The following is a 17,182-nucleotide window of genomic DNA, read 5'->3' on the forward strand; positions in this document are numbered from 1 at the left end:
CAAATCCAGCCCCTCCGGCGTTTGAGGAGCGGGGTCTGGGTCGGAGCCCCAGGGAACGGTGGAAGGGCGGGTAGGGGACAAGCCCCGCAGGGCCGCCCCACGCACAGCGACGGCGTGTAGCTGTTCCGGCCCGCGAGGCATCACGCTGCTCTGGTCTGCCCCAGGCAGCGGCCCGCCCAGGCAGCACCCCGGCCAGCACCCCGGCCAGCGGCCCGGCCGGGGCAACACACCATGCACCCGACCCCGCCCGCACAGCGGCCCCGCGGCCCGCCAACGACACCGACCACTCCCTCCCGATTGGCCGGTCCGCAGCGGCCCGGCGCTCCCTACCGTGCCCCCATGGACCGCACCCTCGCCGCCGACCTGGCCCGCCTCCCCGAGCTCCTCGCCGCCACCCGCGACGCCGCCGCCGCAACCCTCGCAGCACTGGACGCGCGTCCCGTCGTACCGGCACCGCCACCCCACCCGGCGGAGCCGACCCCACCACTTCCCGAGCACGGCTCCGGCACCGAGGCCGCCCTAGCGGCCTTCGCGGAGCGCTGGGCGCCGCGCCTGTCGGCCTCCGCCGGCCCCCGCTACCTCGGCTTCGTCACCGGCGGCGCCACCCCCGCCGCCCTCGCGGGCGACTGGCTCACCGCGGCCCACGACCAGAACTCCAACTCCGCCCTGGACGGCGGAGGCCAGGACCTCGAACGCGAGACCATTACCTGGCTCCGTGACCTCTTCCACCTCTCCGCAGCCCACACCGGCACCTTCGTCAGCGGCGCGACGATGTCCAACACCACCGGCCTGGCCATCGCCCGCGAATGGCTCGGCGAACGCCTCGGCGTCTCCCCGGCCGAGGACGGCGCGGCCGCGCTCGGCCCGGTCCGCGTCCTTTCCGGCGCCCCGCACTCCTCCATCGCCAAGGCCCTCTCCGTCCTCGGACTCGGCCGCGCCGCCCTGGTCCCCGTACCGACCCTGCCCGGCCGCGAGGCCGTCGACCCGGCCGCACTGGACCGCGCCCTCGCCGACACGCACGGCCGGCCCGCCGTGGTCGTCGCCAACGCCGGCACCGTCAACACCGTGGACTTCGACGACCTCCGCGCCATCGCCGCCCTCCGCGAACGCCACGACTTCTGGCTGCACACGGACGCCGCCTTCGGCGCGTTCGCCGCGCTCTCCCCGGAGCACGCCCACCTCACCGACGGCCTCGACGCCTCCGACTCCGTCTGCGTCGACCTGCACAAATGGCTCAACGTCCCCTACGACAGCGCCGTCCAGTTCACCCGCCGCCGCGACCTCCAGGCCCGCGTATTCCAGAACGCCGCCGCCTACCTCGGCCCGCTCGGCGACGAGCCCGACCTGGTGCACCTCACCCCGGAGAACTCCCACCGGCTGCGCGCCCTCGCCGCCTGGTTCACGCTGCGCGCCTACGGCCGCGAGGGCCACCGCGAGATCGTGGAACGGGACATCGCCTGCGCCCGCGCCCTCGGCGAATCCCTCACCGCGGACCCGTACTTCACCGTCCTGGCCCCGGTCCGCCTGAACGTGGTCTGCTTCACCCTCACCAACACCCCCACCCCGGCCCGCCTGACAACCCTGCGCGAAGCGGCGGGACCGGAGGTGTTCGTCACCCCCACGACGTACGGGGGAACCCCCGCCCTGCGCGCCGCGTTCTCCAACTGGCGCACCACACAAGCAGACGTACGCCGGGCCGCGCAGGCCCTCCACACGGCGGCGAAGGAGCTCGGATGACCAGCGACCCGCTCACCCTCATCGAGGTGGAGGCCCTCGCCCGCGCCGCGCACGAGGGCCAGACCGACAAGGCCGGCCGCCCGTACGCCGAACACCTGGCCGCCGTCGCCGAGGGCGTCCGCGCCCGCGGCGGCACCGCCGAACAGCAGGCGGCGGCCTGGCTCCACGACGCGATCGAGGACGAAGCCCTCACCCCGGCCTGGCTGGACTCGGCTGGACTCCCGCAGTCCGTGAAGGACATGGTCCTGGCCGTCACCAAACGCCCCGGCGAACCGGTCGAGGCGTACACGGCCCGCATCCTCGCCACCCCCGGCGCCCTCCTGGTCAAGGAAGCCGACCTGGCCCACAACGCGGACCCCGCCCGCCTCGCGGTCCTCGACGCCCCCACCCGCGACAGGCTGTCCGGGAAGTACGCCTATGTCCGCTCCCTTCTCGGCCTCAGCGCCCCCTGACGCAAAAGCATCACTGTCTCTTCGTCACGAGACGGATAGCCGGGGCGCGTTGGTGGGAGGATGGACCATGTGGGGGTGCGCACGGCCGCGCCCCGGGCCGACCAGGGGACGACCGAAGGTGTGATCAGAAGTGGCCATTTCGCTGTCAGTAGTGGTTCTGTTGGCGATCATCCTGGTGGTGCTCGTCCGCGGAGGCCACCTCAAGGCCGGCCCCGCGATCGTCGCGGTCCTCTTCGGCTTCTTCCTCGCGTCCAGCTCCATCGCCCCGGACGTCAACCGCTTCCTGAACTCCCTCGCGGACACCATCGCGGGCATCAAGCTCTGATCCGGGTCCGGCTTCACGTCGAGGGCGAGGCGTGAGGGGGGACCCCTCGCGACCCGCCTTCGACGGCCCCGGCACATGCGCGGCACATCAGTCACGCCGAGCAGGGCCGTCCGGCGTTCTCGCTGTTCAAGCGCTTCCCCCCGCATTGAGGGAATCAAGCCATCTGTCCGATAGTCGGACAGGCCGCAAGTCGGGCGATAAGGGTCGCTGGCGATGCGCGTAAACGCGGACAATCTGCACTGAAGCGGGCGCGCAAATCGGCCAAATGACCCTTCGTCGGTGTTTAACTGGATTGACCGTCATAATTTCTTCATGGAAAATCCCTTTTGAGAACTCCACATGGGAGTCGAAAAGGGGGAAGTTTTTTCATGAGGAAATTCGGTCGAGCGATAACCTTGGGTTTCGTGAGCGTGGCACTCGCGGCCATTAGCTCTGTCGCGCCAGCAGCTGCAGACGGCTCTCGGGCGGGCACCGCTAGCGGCAGCGCCCGCGTTGTCGACCTCACCACTCTCAAGGCCGGGCAGCCCGTCATGCACAAGCGTGGAGACGGCGTGAAGCCGCCGGCGGAGCTGGGCAACCCCTCCGAGTGGGGTGTGGTGAAGATTGAAATCCCCAAGGCGGGAGTCTCTGTCCGGCCGCTGGGAGGCAGCTGTCAGCAGGTCTCTCACGGCCAGTGGTGCTACGGATGGGAGTTTTCGGGCTCCAAGAAGCAGTGCTATTCGAATTACATGGCGAATGTCCAGCACATGTCTTCGGTGCGGGTCGTGAACATCGACTATGCGAGCGGCTGGGTGAGGGCGGGGCTGACTTCCAACGCTAGGTCGGACACCATCGGCCAGGCCTACACGTGCTATTCCTACTACAATAACGCCTAACCTCAACCAGGCGGCGTGTGCTGACGCGCGACCCTATTCTTCGAATTCGCAGAAGCCGACCCAGTTCGTTCGCCGTCGGCGTGCGGGCGATGCTCATTGATCTCAGCGGGAAGCGCGAGCCCGGCAAGAGGGGCGCGTCCCCCGGCGGCGACGAAGGGCCAGGTCGGTCCGAGACCGCTCAAGGCTCTCCATGAATCGCTGTAGTACGTCCGCCTCCCCGGCGGCCGCCCGCCGAGAGGCTTCGGCTGCTCCACGGCGCGACTGACCGCGATGCCAACTTCAACCGGCCCTGGCCCAGGGCGGTTCGGGAAGAGGGGGAGCAACGGACTGCAGTTCCCACCCCTTCGGTATCCGGGCAACGCGCCGGCCGCGTCAACGGGGGGCACGCGGAGCTGATCACGGCCCCGGGAACGACGAAGGGCCAGGTCGAGGAAACGTCCTCTGACCTGGCCCTTTGCGTCTCTGAGCGGGTGACGGGAATCGAACCCGCGTAGCTAGTTTGGAAGATCGCGTACCCGCCCCTGGGCTGACCGGCCAAGGGACTGACCAGCAACTTCCCAGCCCCCACACCGTCGTTCCCCGCGACTCCCCGCGCATCACTCCGCCTTCAGACACGCAGGAGACACGGCTCCGAAGCCCGGCGCGAGGGCCGCTCCGCTACAGATAGCCCTCGGTCCGCTGTGGCGGTGGCTGCGTTGCTGACTGTGCCTGGCTTCTGTCTGCCCGCCACTTCTCCGACTCGCGGCCGTAGCGAACCGCCCACATGAGGATTCCTACGGCCAGGAAGCCGCGCATGACGGGGTCTTCCTCTGTAATCAAGAAGATCAGCACTGGTGCCAAGATCACCAGGATCCAACGCGGGTGGTTCCGCCAGTCGTTCTTGCCTGCCATTTGACCTCCCACCGGGACCCTAAGGCGCGAGTAGCCCGGAGATCTAAGGTTTGCCACTCTCCGTGGGGTCGGCGAGACACTGTTCCTCACGGAAGCCGACAGTGTGGCTGGCGGCCTCAGCGGGCGCCTGGCGGCCCGACGGGCACCTACCCCAGGGGGGAGCGTGGAGCGGCGGGGCTAGACGTCGTCCTGAGACCTCTCAAGGCCTTCCATGAAGGAGTTGTGGAAGGCGAGCTCTGCGGCCCGGCAGGGGCGGTGATGAAGATCGTCTGAGCCTCGGCGAGGCTGCACCCGACCACCTGCCTGGTCACCATGACCGCGTCCACGCCGTGACAGCCGATCTCCTTCAGGAAAGCCTGTAGAACCCCACCGTTCCGGCTCTCGTCCCAGACAGGCTGCGCCGTCACGGCCAGGTCGGCTATCCGAGCCTTGCGCTCCGCGCCCACAGTGGGTTGCCCTCTCTCGCCTTCACCAGGTGCGCGGAATGCTGCTGAAGAAGATCGCGTACCCGCCCCTGGCCTGACCAGCCGAGACGCCGACTAGCCGGTTTCCTGCCCTCTCGCCGCTGTTCCCACTGTGCCCCCAAGGGTCCCCGCCGGTCGGGCATACGGGAGACACGCGCCGGGACACCATGTCGGGAGGGCGTACACGGGTCAAGGGGCGAGCGCGCCGGCCACTCGGGACAGCCGATCGGCTGGCAGGGCAAAGTGGTTGGCGGGGTTGCGAGAGGAGTACTCGCCGTCGTTGACGGCGCAACCGCGGCCGTCTGTTGTCCAGCGCGCGGGGCCTGGCGCCCCCTGAGCGTCTAGCAGGATGGTTCCGAGTGCCTCGGGGTCCTCCACGCCCGTACAAGCGCGCAGCGCGGCCGCTAGGCGGTCCACAGCATCGTCGGGTAGTTCGTCGTCACCCAACGCGGGAAGCAGGAGTAGCAGCCGAGCATGCGGGTCGGTGGTACTCCCGCCGGGCAGTGCGTTGTCCGCGGCAGCCACCAGCTCGGGCCAGGACAGGCCCGGCCCCATGAAATGCCCGTCGTCCTGGGCCAGGTGTTCGGCCTCCTCCCAGTCGGGGTGGTGGAGGAGATAGTCGGTGCCGGCCTCGCCCGTGAGGGTGCGATAGACGACGTGGAGACGGTGATCACCGGCAAGGGGGATGGTGAACGTCGGCCACTTGGCCTGCTCCCACAACCGCCGTTGGAACTCGCCTGCCGCGTCGTAGTCAGCGCCGAAGAGCAGCTCCGCGGCTCCCTCGGAATGGACGCACGAGCCGAGGTGTCCAAGCCAGAACAACGGCTCGTCCAGGAACCCGGCCTCGTGCGTGAGGGGGCCGCCGTCGTACCCCGGTATCCGGTCAGGATGCAGGTCTGCGCTGTTCGTCACGGAGGACATCATGCCGTCCGGGTCTGACTCCTGGGGCTGGACCCAGACGCCGACCCTCCACCTGGCAGCCCTTAGCTCCTGATCGGAATCTCGTACACGACCTCGCACAGTGCGACGGGAATGACGATGTCGGCTGTCTCCACGGGGCGCCCCTGGTCGCTGTAGTAGGTCCGCCGGATATGGGTCACCAGGGCAGCCTTCTGAATCCCGAGAAGCGATGCCTCCTCGGCGGTCGCCTGCCGCGGCTCCGGCTGCTCCACGGCATGGCTGACCGTGATCCCAATGACGGCCATCCGGTTCACGACGCCAGCACCGGCATGCGGCCCACCCTCGGGCAGGATCACGAGTGTGCCGGCGGTGAGCTCGTACGGCTCCCAACTCGTCGACAACTGCACCGGCTTGCCATCGGCAAGGAACTCGTACACCGTGCGCACGCACAGCTCCCCAACCGAGATCCCGAGACGCGCGGCGATCTCGACCGGCGCGGGAACCTTCGCCTCGGTCCGACTCTCCCAGTTCCCCTGCCTGCCCAAGGCCTGCATGTCCGCACGGAAGGGAGAACCGCCGGGCTGCTCACGAGCGGACGACCGAACAACCCGCACCCGCTGCCGTGGCTCCGCGACGTACGTACCCGAGCCCGCTCGCCCCTCCAGCACACCCTGGGAGATCAAGAGCTCCTGCGCGCGACGAACGACGTTCTCGCCGACACCACACTCCTCGGCGATCTGCGTCCGCGAGGGGAGCCGGTCCCCAACGTTCCAGTCATGCTCCGCGATCCGCTGCCGCAGTACGTCGGCGATACGGAGATAAGGCGGCTGCTCAGGCATGTAGAAAATCTAGTCCACTAGCTCTAATCTAGTTAACTAGATTCACTCAACGTGTTCACTCGGCGACGGAGGCCCTCGGTGCCCGCTTCGGAATCAAGAGCCGAGAGCATCGCCGCCCGACTGTCCGCCCTGGGCCTGACCACGCGAGTGGAGGAGCGCGCCCACTACACGTCGATCGAAGCGGAGGTGCCGAAACGCTGGCCGCCTCCGCATGGCGGGCGGTCCTGGAAGTGGTGGCGGAGGCCGACAGATTCGGGCTCCTAGCCAGCAGCTTGACCGGCAGCACCCTATGGGCCGCCGTACGCAAAGCGGTCCCCGCGGCGGGCGACGTCCGGGGACCTGGCCGACAGCAGTAGGAGCTGATCAGCATGTTGAACCGTATGGTCCCCACCACCGCCCGCACCAGGGGGCGCCCCCTCCGGCCGGCATTACCGCCCGCCACGGACCCCACCCCCTACCGATCGAGCCCGTGCCCGATCGGCACTCACCACGAGTGCGCACAGTCGTCCCCCGCCACGGCTCCGGTAGGCGTCCCCGTGATCTACGAGGCCTGCGACTGCCCCTGCCACACCCCCAACGACCGTCCCGAACCGCGGCAGGTGGCCCAGTGAACGGATGGACCCCAAGCGGAGCCCTTGCCACGAACGTGGAGATCACTTCAACCACCGTCCAACGCGGCGACGTAATCCAGATCGGCGGCCAGCCATGCCGCGTCATCGACTTGATCCAGCTCCCCGCCAGCGCGAAACGACTCTGCTTCGAGTCGGGCGAACTCCTGACCATGCACGCCCGAACCCGCCTCGTCGCCCTCCGAATGCGGAGGAACTGGTGACCCAACCCGCACCGTCCCGACGCCACGCCATCGCCGACGACCTCCGGGCCCAGATCTCGAAGGGCCACTTGAAGGCCGGTGAACGCCTCCCCTCAGAAGCCCGCCTGGCCGCCCATTACGCAGTCAGCACCCCCACCCTCCGGAACGCCCTCGCCCTCCTCCAAGCCGAAGGCCTAGTAGAGAAGATCCACGGCAGCGGCAACTTCGTCCGCCACCCACTCCGCAAGACCACACACATCGGCGGCGGACACACGCCGAGCGCACCGGCCCCGACCGAGGAGGCGCTCCACACCACGGTCCGCGCCACCAATCTCCGAGCGCACGGCCATCTGAGCGCCCTCCTCAAGGTCTCGCCCCGCAGCCCCCTGACGGAGTTCCTCTGCCTCACAGCCACGAGGGGAAGACACCGCACAGCCTGGCTTGCATCTACGCCCCCCGAGACCTGGCGCCGGCCAACGTCCCGGAAGGACTCCTAACCGCACGAGTACCAGACCAGCGCCCACGACTGTCCATGGTCCGGGAAACGGTAAGCACCCGCCTCCCAACTCCGGCCGAAGCGACGACCCTTCGCATCAGCTCGACCCTGGCCATCCTCTCGATCACACGCGTGGCGACTGACACCACCGGTCGAGGCGGCCCTCCTGGCACTCCCCGGCGACCGCGCCGATGCCGTCTTCACCACTCGCCACACGGCCGAAGCCAGGAGGGGGGAACGATGACACCCCACAACGAGCTGCGACTCTTGCCATGGTCGGGCCCCGACGGTAAACCCTGCTTCCTGAGCGCCGACGGCAACGCCGGCTGCCTGTCCCGCCTCGCTGACAACACCGAGGCAGTGCAACTCGGCTTGGCCTCCGAGCTCCTAGACCATGCCCTTGAAGTCCTCGCAGACGAGAAGGCGGATTCAGACGAACTCCGGCTCCTGGCAGCCGACCTGACTGGAACCCTGAGGGACACGCTCCGCGTAGCCACAAGCCGCGGCCACCGCCTGGCGATACCACCACCCCCCACGCGTCAGGAGGGCATCGAAGCTCCTTGCCGGCCAGGAGCCTTTGGCTAGTGGACACACTTTGACGCCAGTGAGGCCCCTGCGGATTGCTGGGGGCCTCACTGGCAAACCGTGTTCGACGGCAGCTGCTTTGTAAGTTCGCCCAGCTACGCATGGGGCCAGGCAACCAGTCGGCTCCCGCTACAGCGGAAGGCCTGCTCAGTCAGCACGGACCCGTTGATGTACGCCCACGTTGCCGTCAGCGACAGCCGTCAGGCACGGGACGCCGCTGCGTGGGCGACCACACGATCGGCTCCGGAGAGCCGCCTACAGAGTCACAGGGAGGGCCTGACCTGCGATGCAGATCAAGCCCTTGACCTGATCCTACGACTCGGGGTGGCGTGATTGAACCCACCACCACTTCGTCCCGAACGAAGCACGCTGTCAAGCTGCGCTACACACCGATGTCCACCCTTGTAGTACCCCTCGGCCCTGCGCTGGTCGGTGCCGCGCAGGTCCCCCCCCACAGCCGGACACCGGAGATCGCGGCGCGGTCGAGGCCCGCCCCGCGCAGATTGGCCCCGCTGAACACGGCCTTCGTGAGGATCGAGTCGGTCAGATCGGCTCCGGGAGCCAGGTGTTCGCCCGGTCCATGTTCCCCAGATCGGGCTGGCTGAGGTCGCATCTGGTCAGGCGGGCTCAGCCCCGTACCGGGCGTCTGTCCAGCACGAACAGGGTGGCCTGGAGCTCCGAGGTGACGGCCCCGGACCCCGGTTCGCGCTCTTACCCGCCAAAGACCTGCCCCCACCCGGCCGGCCCTGTGGGTCGCCCCGCAGAGCGAGCGCGGACGCTCCTATCCAACGGTGGGGTAACGGGACAGAACGGCCGGAAAGACCACCCGGGCCACGTCGGTGAGGGGACCGACAGGGCTTTCCTCAGGGGCCGCGGTGGCGGCCAGCTCCTGCCACACCTCCCACGTGACCTGCCACAGACCGGTCAAGGCGTCGGCGTGGACAGCCCCCCGCGATCGGCTCGCCGCCTGGTTCCGCAGGCGCCAAGCCCCGTCGGCCTGCCTGCGCCGGCTGTTGAGCGGTGGTGACGTGGCCAGTTGGAGCCGGTGCTCCAGGACAAGCCCGCACACGGCCGGACCCAGCTGGGCCACGGCCGCACGGTCGGCGGCAGGGGCCCTGGCGACGAGCTCCGGCCAGCGCACCACGACAACCCGCTCCCAGACCTCGGGAGGCAGGGTGTTGGCCAGGTGGTGACTCTCTCCCACGGGGAGATCCCTCAACCGGCGCTGTGCCTCCAGCGTTTGACCCACATAACAGAGGCCAACCCCCGAGGTGAAGACGCCGTACAGGGCCGGACCCGTGACGGCTGTCAGGCCCGGTGGGGACTCGGTTAGCAACCTCCCGAGCCCGTGGGCGAAACGAAACCGTTGGTCCTGCCAACCTTCGAGGCCGTGCGCATCCGAAACCAGTGCGTGCAACGCAGCTCGCCAGCGGTCGTATGCATCCTCGTGCTTCTGGTCATCCACGGGTCCAGTCTGAGGGACGACTCCGAGCGCCGACGGCGGGCCCCTGCCGGGGGCGTCAGCCCTTCGGAGTCAGGGCCTCCAAGGACTCGGTGACGACGTCGTGCATGCGCCCCCGGATCTGTGGTTCGTCGAGGCTGAGGAACGAAGTGAACGGGACGAGTCGACAGACCCGTTTGGTCACGTCACGAACGACCTCGCGGCGTGGAACCCCCGACCCGGCGACACGTGCGTCGGCGAGTGCCGACACGAGGGCACGTGCCAGCGGCGGTGTCCCTCCAATGCTGCGACGTTCGAAGATCTGGTTGAGGTCCGTCTCGGACAGGGTGTCCAGCAGCGCGTAGTCACGTCCGTCACCGTCAGGGACGCCGAGCGCGTAGGCCTGCCACCACAGACGGCCGAAGGTGTGCCTGACGAGGCCTCGGCCGATCCATCGTTCGTCGTTGTTTTTCGGCTGCCAGCGCCACATGACGACGTCGGGGACCAGCAGGGTCGCCATGTACGTCCATACCTCGGGTGCGGCGGCCTCGGCAGGGGCCATGTCCGTGTCCTCGAACACGACTGCGGCGAGGGCCCGGTCGAAGCCGCGTGTGGTGGATCCGATGCCGTCGGGGTAGCCGAAGCCCTTGGCGCACCGCCGGATCGCGGCGGCAACGTCCTCCAGGTGTGCGCGGCTGGCGGGTATTCCGCCCGTCGGCGCGTAGACCTTCGGGTGGTCCAGGCGCGATTCGCCGGCAAGCGCGTGAACGTCCAGGGTCCGGATCAGGTCGAGCCGCATCCGGCCCTCGACATCAGACAGCCGGGGGTACAGCGTGGTCATCGCGGTGTGCTCGCATCCGTCTCAGCGCACCCTGGAGGCGGGAGCGGAATCGGCCGGGGTCGCTGTCACGCATCGCTGCGAGCGCGGCCGGGGATTCGTGGGGGAACAGGGTGGTCAGCAGAATGGCGAAGCTTGCGCCGATGCTGTCGACCTCGTCGGAGTAGTCGTGGAGTGTCTCGCGCCACTCGGATCGCAGTGCCGACTCGACCAGGTGGCCGGCCAGGTCCGTCTCCATCCACGCGAGGATCCGCTGTTGTATGGGTGTCGGTGTGGCGGCCTTCTTCGCGGCGTTGACGACCTCCTTGTCGGTGCCGTTCAGGTAGAGCCGTACGGCGGCCGCCGCCGGTTCGGTCAGGCTCGTGGGCAGTTCGACGTGCCAGCGCGCGTCGGGGTCGAACCCGGCCTCCGCGAAGTCCACGACGTAGGTGGGCAGCCTGCCCGCCGAACCCTGCAACTCGGTCCGGGAGACGTCCTCGTACAGGACGTCGCCCGCGCGTTGGGCGAGGAAGGGATCGGAGGTCGGGACGTCCTGGCCGAGAACGAGGCGGGTGGTGAGGATCAGCGCACCGCCGAGGAGCGCCCCGCGGATGTCCACGGCAAGCGTGACCCCACCGCCGTGGGGCACCGGAAGGCGGCAGGCGCGGTCGGAGGTCTGTGCCGCGACTGCTGTCCATTCCACGACGAGGAGCAGCGGCGCGTCGGCGGGCAGTGAGGCGTCCCGTCGGGCACGGGCCGTGTCGACACAGACTTCGCGCGTCAGGTGTAGATCGGTGTTGTAGTCCCAGTCGGGGAGGAACGGCGGCAACGCGACCGTCCCGTTGTCCTGGTGGAGCAGCCACGGACGAGCGGTGATCACATCTGCTTCGGGTATCAGGAAGGGAGGAACTGCCCGGCTCACTCGTCACCCTCCTCGGTGTGGAACAGCCGAACCCTGGCCGCTGTTCCGCCGGCGGGGCGGATGATCGCGGTCCAGGCCCGACCGTCCCCCGGACCCACCGTGACGGTGTCGCCGGGAACCGTTCGGCCGTCCTCGTCACGCAGTTCCAACACTGCCGGGACGGCGGCGCCGACCGGCGGAGTGCTCTCGCTGCCGACGTCTAGGGCGACGGACGTGACGACTCGTACCGTCACCGGCCGTGAGGCGGCGCGTACCTGGAAGTGAGTGACGATGCGCGCCACGCCGTCCAGACGGACCATGCGGGGCGCGCGGGTGATCCACGCCGCTGCGGGACCGCCGGAGCCACTCGGTCGGGGCACCCCCGTTCCCCCGTCGGCGCCGGGGCCGCTCGCAGTGGGAATCAGTCCGGCCAAGCGATGGGAGAGCGCGCCGAGCGGTGGCTGGCTTCCGCCGCCGAGCGTGGTGTCGCCGTGTCGGTCGACGTAGGCCGTGAGCTCGGTGCGGAGTTCCGCCTCGGCTCGGCGGACGATGCTTCGTGCCTCGCCGACGAGCTTGTCGGGCACCCAGGCGTCGTGGGTCGGAGGCTCCGCGTCGGCGAAGACCCGGTCGTGCTCGGGGTCGGCGAGGAACACTGCGCCGTACTGCACCGCGTCGTTCGCCGGCCGGGCGCCCTCGAGGTAGTCGACGATCAACCGAGGCCCACGCATCCGGGCGCAGTGGTGGGCCGGACCCGTGAACGGAGCGGCCAGGGATGCGGTGGTCAGGTGGATGGGGGCGATGCCGGGACGGATGGCAAGGCGGCCCAATACGGTCGCGGGGCGTCTGCGCCGGACGATGGTCGGCGCGGTGTCCAGTGCACGGTAGGCGTCGACGAAGGGCCTGATGCACGGCTCGTCCACGGGATCGGGCACGGGGACGTCCACGCCATCGGCGGTGACCCGGCACTGAAGGCGTGCCACCCCGGTGTCGTCGGTCAGCATGAGCGGCCACAAGTGCCACATCATGGCCGAGGCGAGGTGTTCGGCGGCCTGTCGGACGGTACGGGGCCGCTCCTCGTCATCGTCACCGTCCCCGACGATCGATCCGAGAGCGGCACCGACGATGACGATGTCGGTGCCCGTCTCGCCCGGGTGCATCGGCGGCAGACCGAGGAAGTCGGCCACGCCGTCGGCTTCGGCGTCCAGCAACGGGTCGGGGACCCCATCGAGGACCTCGCCCCACCAATGCCGGCCGGTGTAGGCGCGTCCGTCACGCTGGAACCTGGTTCCCAGCGTGGCGGCGATCAGCCGGGTCTGCAGACCGTCCTCCCACCGGCACCGGGTGCGGACCAGAATGGTTCCTATGCCACTGCTCGTGAACAGGACGCCCTTGCCGAATCCGTAGGTGCCGCCAGTGACTGGTCGATCGCGGGGCTCACCGATGTTGCGCAGGAGGTTGACGAAATCGGCTCCCGGCGCGAGGGCCACGTCGGCTCGCAGCGGACCGCCCAGTCCCTGGGTGCCGCGGTCACTGATCACTGCCATGACGGGGTGGCCCGAACCGAAGAGCGCGTCGACACCGAGGTCGGTGCCTTCCGGTTCCGGGCACAACAGGGACCGCCAGCGCAACAGCTGCTCGGGTCCCGGCCGCGACAGGTCGATGCCGTACCGGACGACGCCCCCGTTGGGGACAGCAGCGTCCCAGCTGTTCTGGGCGCTCTCGCGAACCAGGACCGTCAGGGGATCCATCCGAGGGGTCCCGAGCTGCTTGCGCACTCCGTCGGCCTTGGCCGACCCCGTCGCGGCGACCGGCTCGGACCACCAACGGGGCTGCGGCCTCACGACAGGGTCCCGTTCTCGAACAGCACCGCGACCTCGGGTCCGGTGAGTGACGTGGCCAGCAACAACGACAGATCCAACGTGTATGAGAGGGCGCTGATCTCGACCGGCAGCGCCGCGACCAGCGACGAGGGCACCACCCGTGGAAAGCCGTCGGTGACCGGCAGGGCGACGATCTGCGGGACCACGAAACGGCGGTCACGGTAGTGCTCGGCATCGATCCCGACGTAGCCGGCTCGGGCAAGGGCGTCGTCGAACGCCCGGCGACCATCGGTCTTCGGTGTGATCCGGTCCACGAGGTCGGGCAGGCTGAGGCCGTCGGGGTCGGAGGAGAGCCGGACCACGACGAGGTGCAGGTCGCCGTTCACGGGTGGTTGGAGTTGCCCGACACCATGGATCCGGACCGTCGACCCGGTCATACCCAGGGTTTTGACTTCCAGGTCGCCGCCCGACAGGCGAAAGTCGTGGGGATCCCGGTTCGGCCCGCACCACACCGAAAGGGTGTGCGCGCGGGCCGAGTCCAGGATCTTCTCGAGGACGACGAGCTCTCCGAACAGACCCCGCAAAGCCTCCTCGCCGAGCAGCCCGTGGCGACGGCGAAGGAGTTCCCGCCACTCGTTCAGGACTCGCTTGCACACGGCATCGGGCCGCTCGCCCGTGTTGGACTCGAGTTGGTCGATCATGGCGGCGAGTACGTCGTCGAACAGCTCGGCCAGGTCGGCACGGTGACAGGTGACGTCGGCGTAGGCCCGGGTCGTGCCGTGGATGCGGAGTTCACGGCGCCGAATGGTGATGTACGCGGCCTGCGAGTCCTCGGAAATCACGTTGTCGTCGATGGGCACGAGTAGGTGGTGATCTCCGCCCGAGTCGACACCGACCAGGATCTGGGCGCCGTTTCCGACGGTGATGCCCAGGGCGCTGGTGGCCATGCCCGCGGGATCGCGGCGTGTTCTCAGTACGGCCCAGTGTGTCCGAAGTCGATACTGCCAGGCGTGGGTGCTCGTCGTCATGGCGTCTCCGGGTCCGGGTCGTCGAGGGCGTTGTTCTCCTCGTCGTATTCGGAGGTGTCCACGCCACTGGTGTCCACCTGCACGTACTTGTTGCTCACCTTGTCGTCCGCGTTGCCGGGGAAGACCAGCGCCATGCCGATCACGTGGTCGGCGGCGTTGAACGGCACGCGCGAGTCGGCGTTGGCCGGCTCGGGCTCGGAATCCCGTGCGATGGGATACAGCAGGAGCAGTCCTGTCGTGGCGTGTTCAACGCTCGCGTTGCGCAGGTCCACCAGTGCGCCTTCGGACTTTCCGCGTGCCGCCGACGCGCTGATGTCCATGTCCACGACCCGGTGGTCCTTGGACATGAGCGTCTTGATGTCGGCCCTGTCGCCGCCCGTGTCCTTGATGAGGGAGCGGTTCACCGTGCCGAGCCGGATCCCGCCGCCGAAGTCGACGACGTGGGTGTCGTCGCCGGGAGGTGCTCCCATCAGCGCGACGTTCCACGTCAGCAGCGAGGGGCTGGAGCGCCGGTTCTCCTTGCCGATGTACGCGGTCACGAGGCGCGGGTCCAGATCGGGCGACTCCTCGTGAACCTTGTAGGTGTCGAGGAACGTGAGGACCTCGGCGACATCTACGTCGCGAAGGATCACCGTGCCGTCCCCTCGGTCGTCGACCTTGACGCCCTCGTCGACGGCTGCGGTCACCAGCCCGGCTGCTGCCTCGAGGTTGGTGCGGAGCCAATCGCGGTCGTTCTCGCGGAAATACCGGGTCTGTACCCGTCGGCCACCGTACGAGGCATAGGAAATGCGTGCAGCGCCCATCTTCGCGGTGATATTGAGTACGGGGTGGGTCCTGATCCGCACTCCCACCTCGCGCGGCGAGAGGTTCTGCTCCTCGTAACGGCCGATGTCGAGACGGATCTCCGCCTCGACGGTTGCCAGGTGTCGGAAGTCCGCCTTGAGACCGGAGGTCATCCAGATCCGTGGAAGGTCCTCGTAGCCGTCCCGGAAGCCGAACCAGCGGCCCATCTGGAGCAGGGTGTCGTACGTGTTGGCCGAGCGGACGAAGAAGCTCACGACCAGACCTTCCAGGGTGAGGCCACGGGAGAGTGTATTGCCGCCGACCGCGACCGCAACCACCGGTTTCGTGCCCCGGTAGTCCAGCCGGTCGCGGCTGCGGAAGTTGTCGACGACCACCTTCACCTCGGTGAGGACCGAGGGGAGGTGCACCATCAGTTCGTCGAAGGAGACGGGGCCCAGGCCGGCGAACAGCGAGGCCGGAACCCGCCCGGTCTCCTCGTCCCACAGCAGCCGCAGCCGGGAGAGCGTGTCCTGGTCCTGCCGGACGACCGCGGCGCCGAGGTTCTTGAGGAAACGGTTCAGAGGAGCCCGGTAGGCGTTGTGGATGACCGTCTTCATACCGGTGTGAACGAGCATGGTGGAGTGGCTGTCGTCGCCGCGGTGTCGTCGTGCCGCGGTCGCGAGGACGAAGTAGGCGAGCGATGCAGCCAGCTCGTCGGTGATTGTCGGTACGAAACCGTTCTCCGACCCGCGGCCCACGGGCCGGATCTGCGCAACGGTTTTGTCCGGCACGATGCGCACCATGTCGTAGCCGTCCAGCTGGGGACCGGCGTACTCGCCCTCGACGGCGTGCCGCCCGAAGATCTTCTCCGCGCCGAAATACCCCTCCGGTTCGGGAAGATTGAGGATGAACGTCTCCGGATACAGCTCGTCCGGGACAGCCGGGTCGATGAGGACGTTGGCGAACGGGGTCGCCGTGTAGCCGATGTAGCTGCAGCGCGGGAACAACTTGAGCAGGGCCCGTATTTGAGGGTTGATCCTCGGCGTCGAGACACTCGCCTGGTCGGCCTCGTCGTCGATGATCAGGGCCGGGACATTGACCAGCGCCGCAGAGGTCAGCCAGCTCAGGAGCCTAGTGAGGACGTCCTTCTGCTTCTTCGCCACGATCAGGATCGTGCGGTCGCCCCCTTGGTGCGCGGCGAAGGTCGCCGTGGGCGTGTGGAAGTCCTTGGTGCTGTTGGTCAGGGGGAACCAGGCTCCGTCGCCCGCAGTGTCGATGAGCTGGGCCTGAAGCCGGTCCTGCGTCTGTCGACGGAGACCGTTGTGGATGCCCGACAGTACGATGACCAGTTTGTAGCCGACGTCGGCCGCCTTCGCCGCGACGCCGGTGAAGCTGGTGGTCTTTCCCGACTGGACGTAGCCGACGACGAGACCCTTGGTTAGGTATTTCGGCGTGTCGGGCCCGTGGGTGTGAGCGAGGATCTTCGACGTCGACTGGTCCAGCTTCTCCACCGCATCCGGAGTCAGGCGGTCCAGCGAGTCACGGAAGGCCGGCCAGCGCTTGTGGTGTGGCATGGGCCCCGGGTACCAGGGCTTGAGCCCGGGGGCCGAGAGCATCTTCGGCGGGTAGCCGATCTTGACGCCCTCGACAAGGCGCTCGTACTCCGAGACCCATCCGTCAATCTGCTCGCTGGTGCACATTCCGCCGAACTGCTGACGCGCACTCTCCAGCCCGAAGCGCTCGACCCAGTCGATGAAGACGGCGGCGAATTTGTCCATGATCAGACCCTAGCCAAACCAACCGACAGGCATGTGGGGGTTACGGGAAATCGAGTCTCGTCGTACCTCGACCGGGCACCCGCTCAGCCACGGCACAACGAAGCAAGGCCGGTTACCCCTGAAGGTAACCGGCTCTGACCTCATACTACAGCGTCCGGGTGGCGGGATTTGAACCCGCGACCTCTTCGTTCTGAAGCAATAGGCGAACGATTGAAGCCTGCCTGAATCGGGCCGCTCAC

At 68.4% G+C, this 17,182-nt stretch carries 17 protein-coding genes, 1 tRNA gene and 1 pseudogene; 8 read left to right on the forward strand and 11 right to left on the reverse strand.

Features of this window, described 5'->3' with window-relative positions; all coding sequences use genetic code 11:
* Nucleotides 1-339: 339 nt before the first annotated feature.
* The 4 genes from ACFVX6_RS24050 to ACFVX6_RS24065 all read left to right on the forward strand — a co-directional run bounded on the left by ACFVX6_RS24050 (nt 340) and on the right by ACFVX6_RS24065 (nt 3,389).
* Complete coding sequence (locus tag ACFVX6_RS24050; protein WP_389694615.1) at nt 340-1,737, forward strand: pyridoxal phosphate-dependent decarboxylase family protein; 1,398 nt, start codon at nt 340-342, stop codon at nt 1,735-1,737.
* A complete protein-coding gene (locus tag ACFVX6_RS24055; protein WP_389694617.1) occupies nt 1,734-2,189 on the forward strand; it encodes an HD domain-containing protein in 456 nt (151 codons plus the stop codon). The genes ACFVX6_RS24050 and ACFVX6_RS24055 overlap by 4 nt, the downstream gene beginning before the upstream one ends.
* Nucleotides 2,190-2,319: 130 nt before the next feature.
* Nucleotides 2,320-2,514 carry a hypothetical protein gene (locus ACFVX6_RS24060; protein WP_250739483.1) on the forward strand — a complete coding sequence of 65 codons (195 nt, stop codon included), beginning with the start codon at nt 2,320-2,322 and terminating at the stop codon, nt 2,512-2,514.
* 404 nt (nt 2,515-2,918) lie between these two features.
* Nucleotides 2,919-3,389 (forward strand): hypothetical protein, encoded by a 471-nt coding sequence (locus ACFVX6_RS24065; protein ID WP_389694619.1) that lies wholly within the window; start codon nt 2,919-2,921, stop codon nt 3,387-3,389.
* A gap of 657 nt (nt 3,390-4,046) precedes the next feature.
* Here the strand turns inward: ACFVX6_RS24065 and ACFVX6_RS24070 are convergent.
* The 3 genes from ACFVX6_RS24070 to ACFVX6_RS24080 form a co-directional block, all read right to left on the reverse strand.
* Nucleotides 4,047-4,280 (reverse strand): hypothetical protein, encoded by a 234-nt coding sequence (locus ACFVX6_RS24070; protein WP_389694621.1) that lies wholly within the window; start codon nt 4,278-4,280, stop codon nt 4,047-4,049.
* A 653-nt stretch (nt 4,281-4,933) separates the two neighbouring features.
* Complete coding sequence (locus ACFVX6_RS24075) at nt 4,934-5,656, reverse strand: hypothetical protein (protein WP_389694623.1); 723 nt, start codon at nt 5,654-5,656, stop codon at nt 4,934-4,936.
* A gap of 71 nt (nt 5,657-5,727) precedes the next feature.
* Complete coding sequence (locus tag ACFVX6_RS24080) at nt 5,728-6,483, reverse strand: GntR family transcriptional regulator (protein WP_389694625.1); 756 nt, start codon at nt 6,481-6,483, stop codon at nt 5,728-5,730.
* A gap of 78 nt (nt 6,484-6,561) precedes the next feature.
* Here ACFVX6_RS24080 and ACFVX6_RS24085 point away from each other — a divergent pair.
* The 4 genes and pseudogenes from ACFVX6_RS24085 to ACFVX6_RS24100 all read left to right on the forward strand — a co-directional run bounded on the left by ACFVX6_RS24085 (nt 6,562) and on the right by ACFVX6_RS24100 (nt 8,375).
* Nucleotides 6,562-6,839 (forward strand): annotated as a pseudogene (locus ACFVX6_RS24085) (hypothetical protein).
* A gap of 251 nt (nt 6,840-7,090) precedes the next feature.
* Nucleotides 7,091-7,315: a hypothetical protein gene (locus ACFVX6_RS24090; RefSeq protein ID WP_389694627.1), complete on the forward strand. Its 225-nt coding sequence runs from the start codon at nt 7,091-7,093 to the stop codon at nt 7,313-7,315.
* Entirely contained in the window at nt 7,312-7,791 is a 480-nt protein-coding gene (locus tag ACFVX6_RS24095) for a winged helix-turn-helix domain-containing protein (protein WP_389694629.1), read from the forward strand. The genes ACFVX6_RS24090 and ACFVX6_RS24095 overlap by 4 nt, the downstream gene beginning before the upstream one ends.
* Before the next feature lie 239 nt (nt 7,792-8,030).
* Complete coding sequence (locus ACFVX6_RS24100; RefSeq protein ID WP_389694631.1) at nt 8,031-8,375, forward strand: hypothetical protein; 345 nt, start codon at nt 8,031-8,033, stop codon at nt 8,373-8,375.
* A gap of 319 nt (nt 8,376-8,694) precedes the next feature.
* Here ACFVX6_RS24100 and ACFVX6_RS24105 read toward each other — a convergent pair.
* The 8 genes from ACFVX6_RS24105 to ACFVX6_RS24140 all read right to left on the reverse strand — a co-directional run bounded on the left by ACFVX6_RS24105 (nt 8,695) and on the right by ACFVX6_RS24140 (nt 16,943).
* Nucleotides 8,695-8,767: transfer RNA gene (locus ACFVX6_RS24105), tRNA-Pro, on the reverse strand.
* Nucleotides 8,758-8,988 carry a pentapeptide repeat-containing protein gene (locus tag ACFVX6_RS24110; RefSeq protein ID WP_389694633.1) on the reverse strand — a complete coding sequence of 77 codons (231 nt, stop codon included), beginning with the start codon at nt 8,986-8,988 and terminating at the stop codon, nt 8,758-8,760. Before ACFVX6_RS24110 ends, ACFVX6_RS24105 begins: the two co-directional genes overlap by 10 nt.
* A 168-nt stretch (nt 8,989-9,156) precedes the next feature.
* Nucleotides 9,157-9,579 (reverse strand): hypothetical protein, encoded by a 423-nt coding sequence (locus tag ACFVX6_RS24115; protein ID WP_389694635.1) that lies wholly within the window; start codon nt 9,577-9,579, stop codon nt 9,157-9,159.
* Between the two features lie 316 nt (nt 9,580-9,895).
* Entirely contained in the window at nt 9,896-10,657 is a 762-nt protein-coding gene (locus tag ACFVX6_RS24120) for a DUF6339 family protein (protein WP_389694637.1), read from the reverse strand.
* A complete protein-coding gene (locus ACFVX6_RS24125; protein ID WP_389694639.1) occupies nt 10,629-11,555 on the reverse strand; it encodes a hypothetical protein in 927 nt (308 codons plus the stop codon). Before ACFVX6_RS24125 ends, ACFVX6_RS24120 begins: the two co-directional genes overlap by 29 nt.
* Nucleotides 11,552-13,375, reverse strand: coding sequence for a hypothetical protein (locus ACFVX6_RS24130; protein WP_389694641.1), 1,824 nt, complete (start codon nt 13,373-13,375; stop codon nt 11,552-11,554). The genes ACFVX6_RS24125 and ACFVX6_RS24130 overlap by 4 nt, the downstream gene beginning before the upstream one ends.
* A complete protein-coding gene (locus ACFVX6_RS24135; RefSeq protein WP_389694643.1) occupies nt 13,372-14,382 on the reverse strand; it encodes a PD-(D/E)XK motif protein in 1,011 nt (336 codons plus the stop codon). Before ACFVX6_RS24135 ends, ACFVX6_RS24130 begins: the two co-directional genes overlap by 4 nt.
* Nucleotides 14,379-16,943: a Z1 domain-containing protein gene (locus ACFVX6_RS24140; RefSeq protein WP_389694645.1), complete on the reverse strand. Its 2,565-nt coding sequence runs from the start codon at nt 16,941-16,943 to the stop codon at nt 14,379-14,381. Before ACFVX6_RS24140 ends, ACFVX6_RS24135 begins: the two co-directional genes overlap by 4 nt.
* Between the last annotated feature and the right edge of the window lie 239 nt (nt 16,944-17,182).

The sequence above is a fragment of the Streptomyces sp. NPDC058289 genome (assembly GCF_042880975.1).
GTDB lineage: Bacteria > Actinomycetota > Actinomycetes > Streptomycetales > Streptomycetaceae > Streptomyces > Streptomyces stoeckheimensis.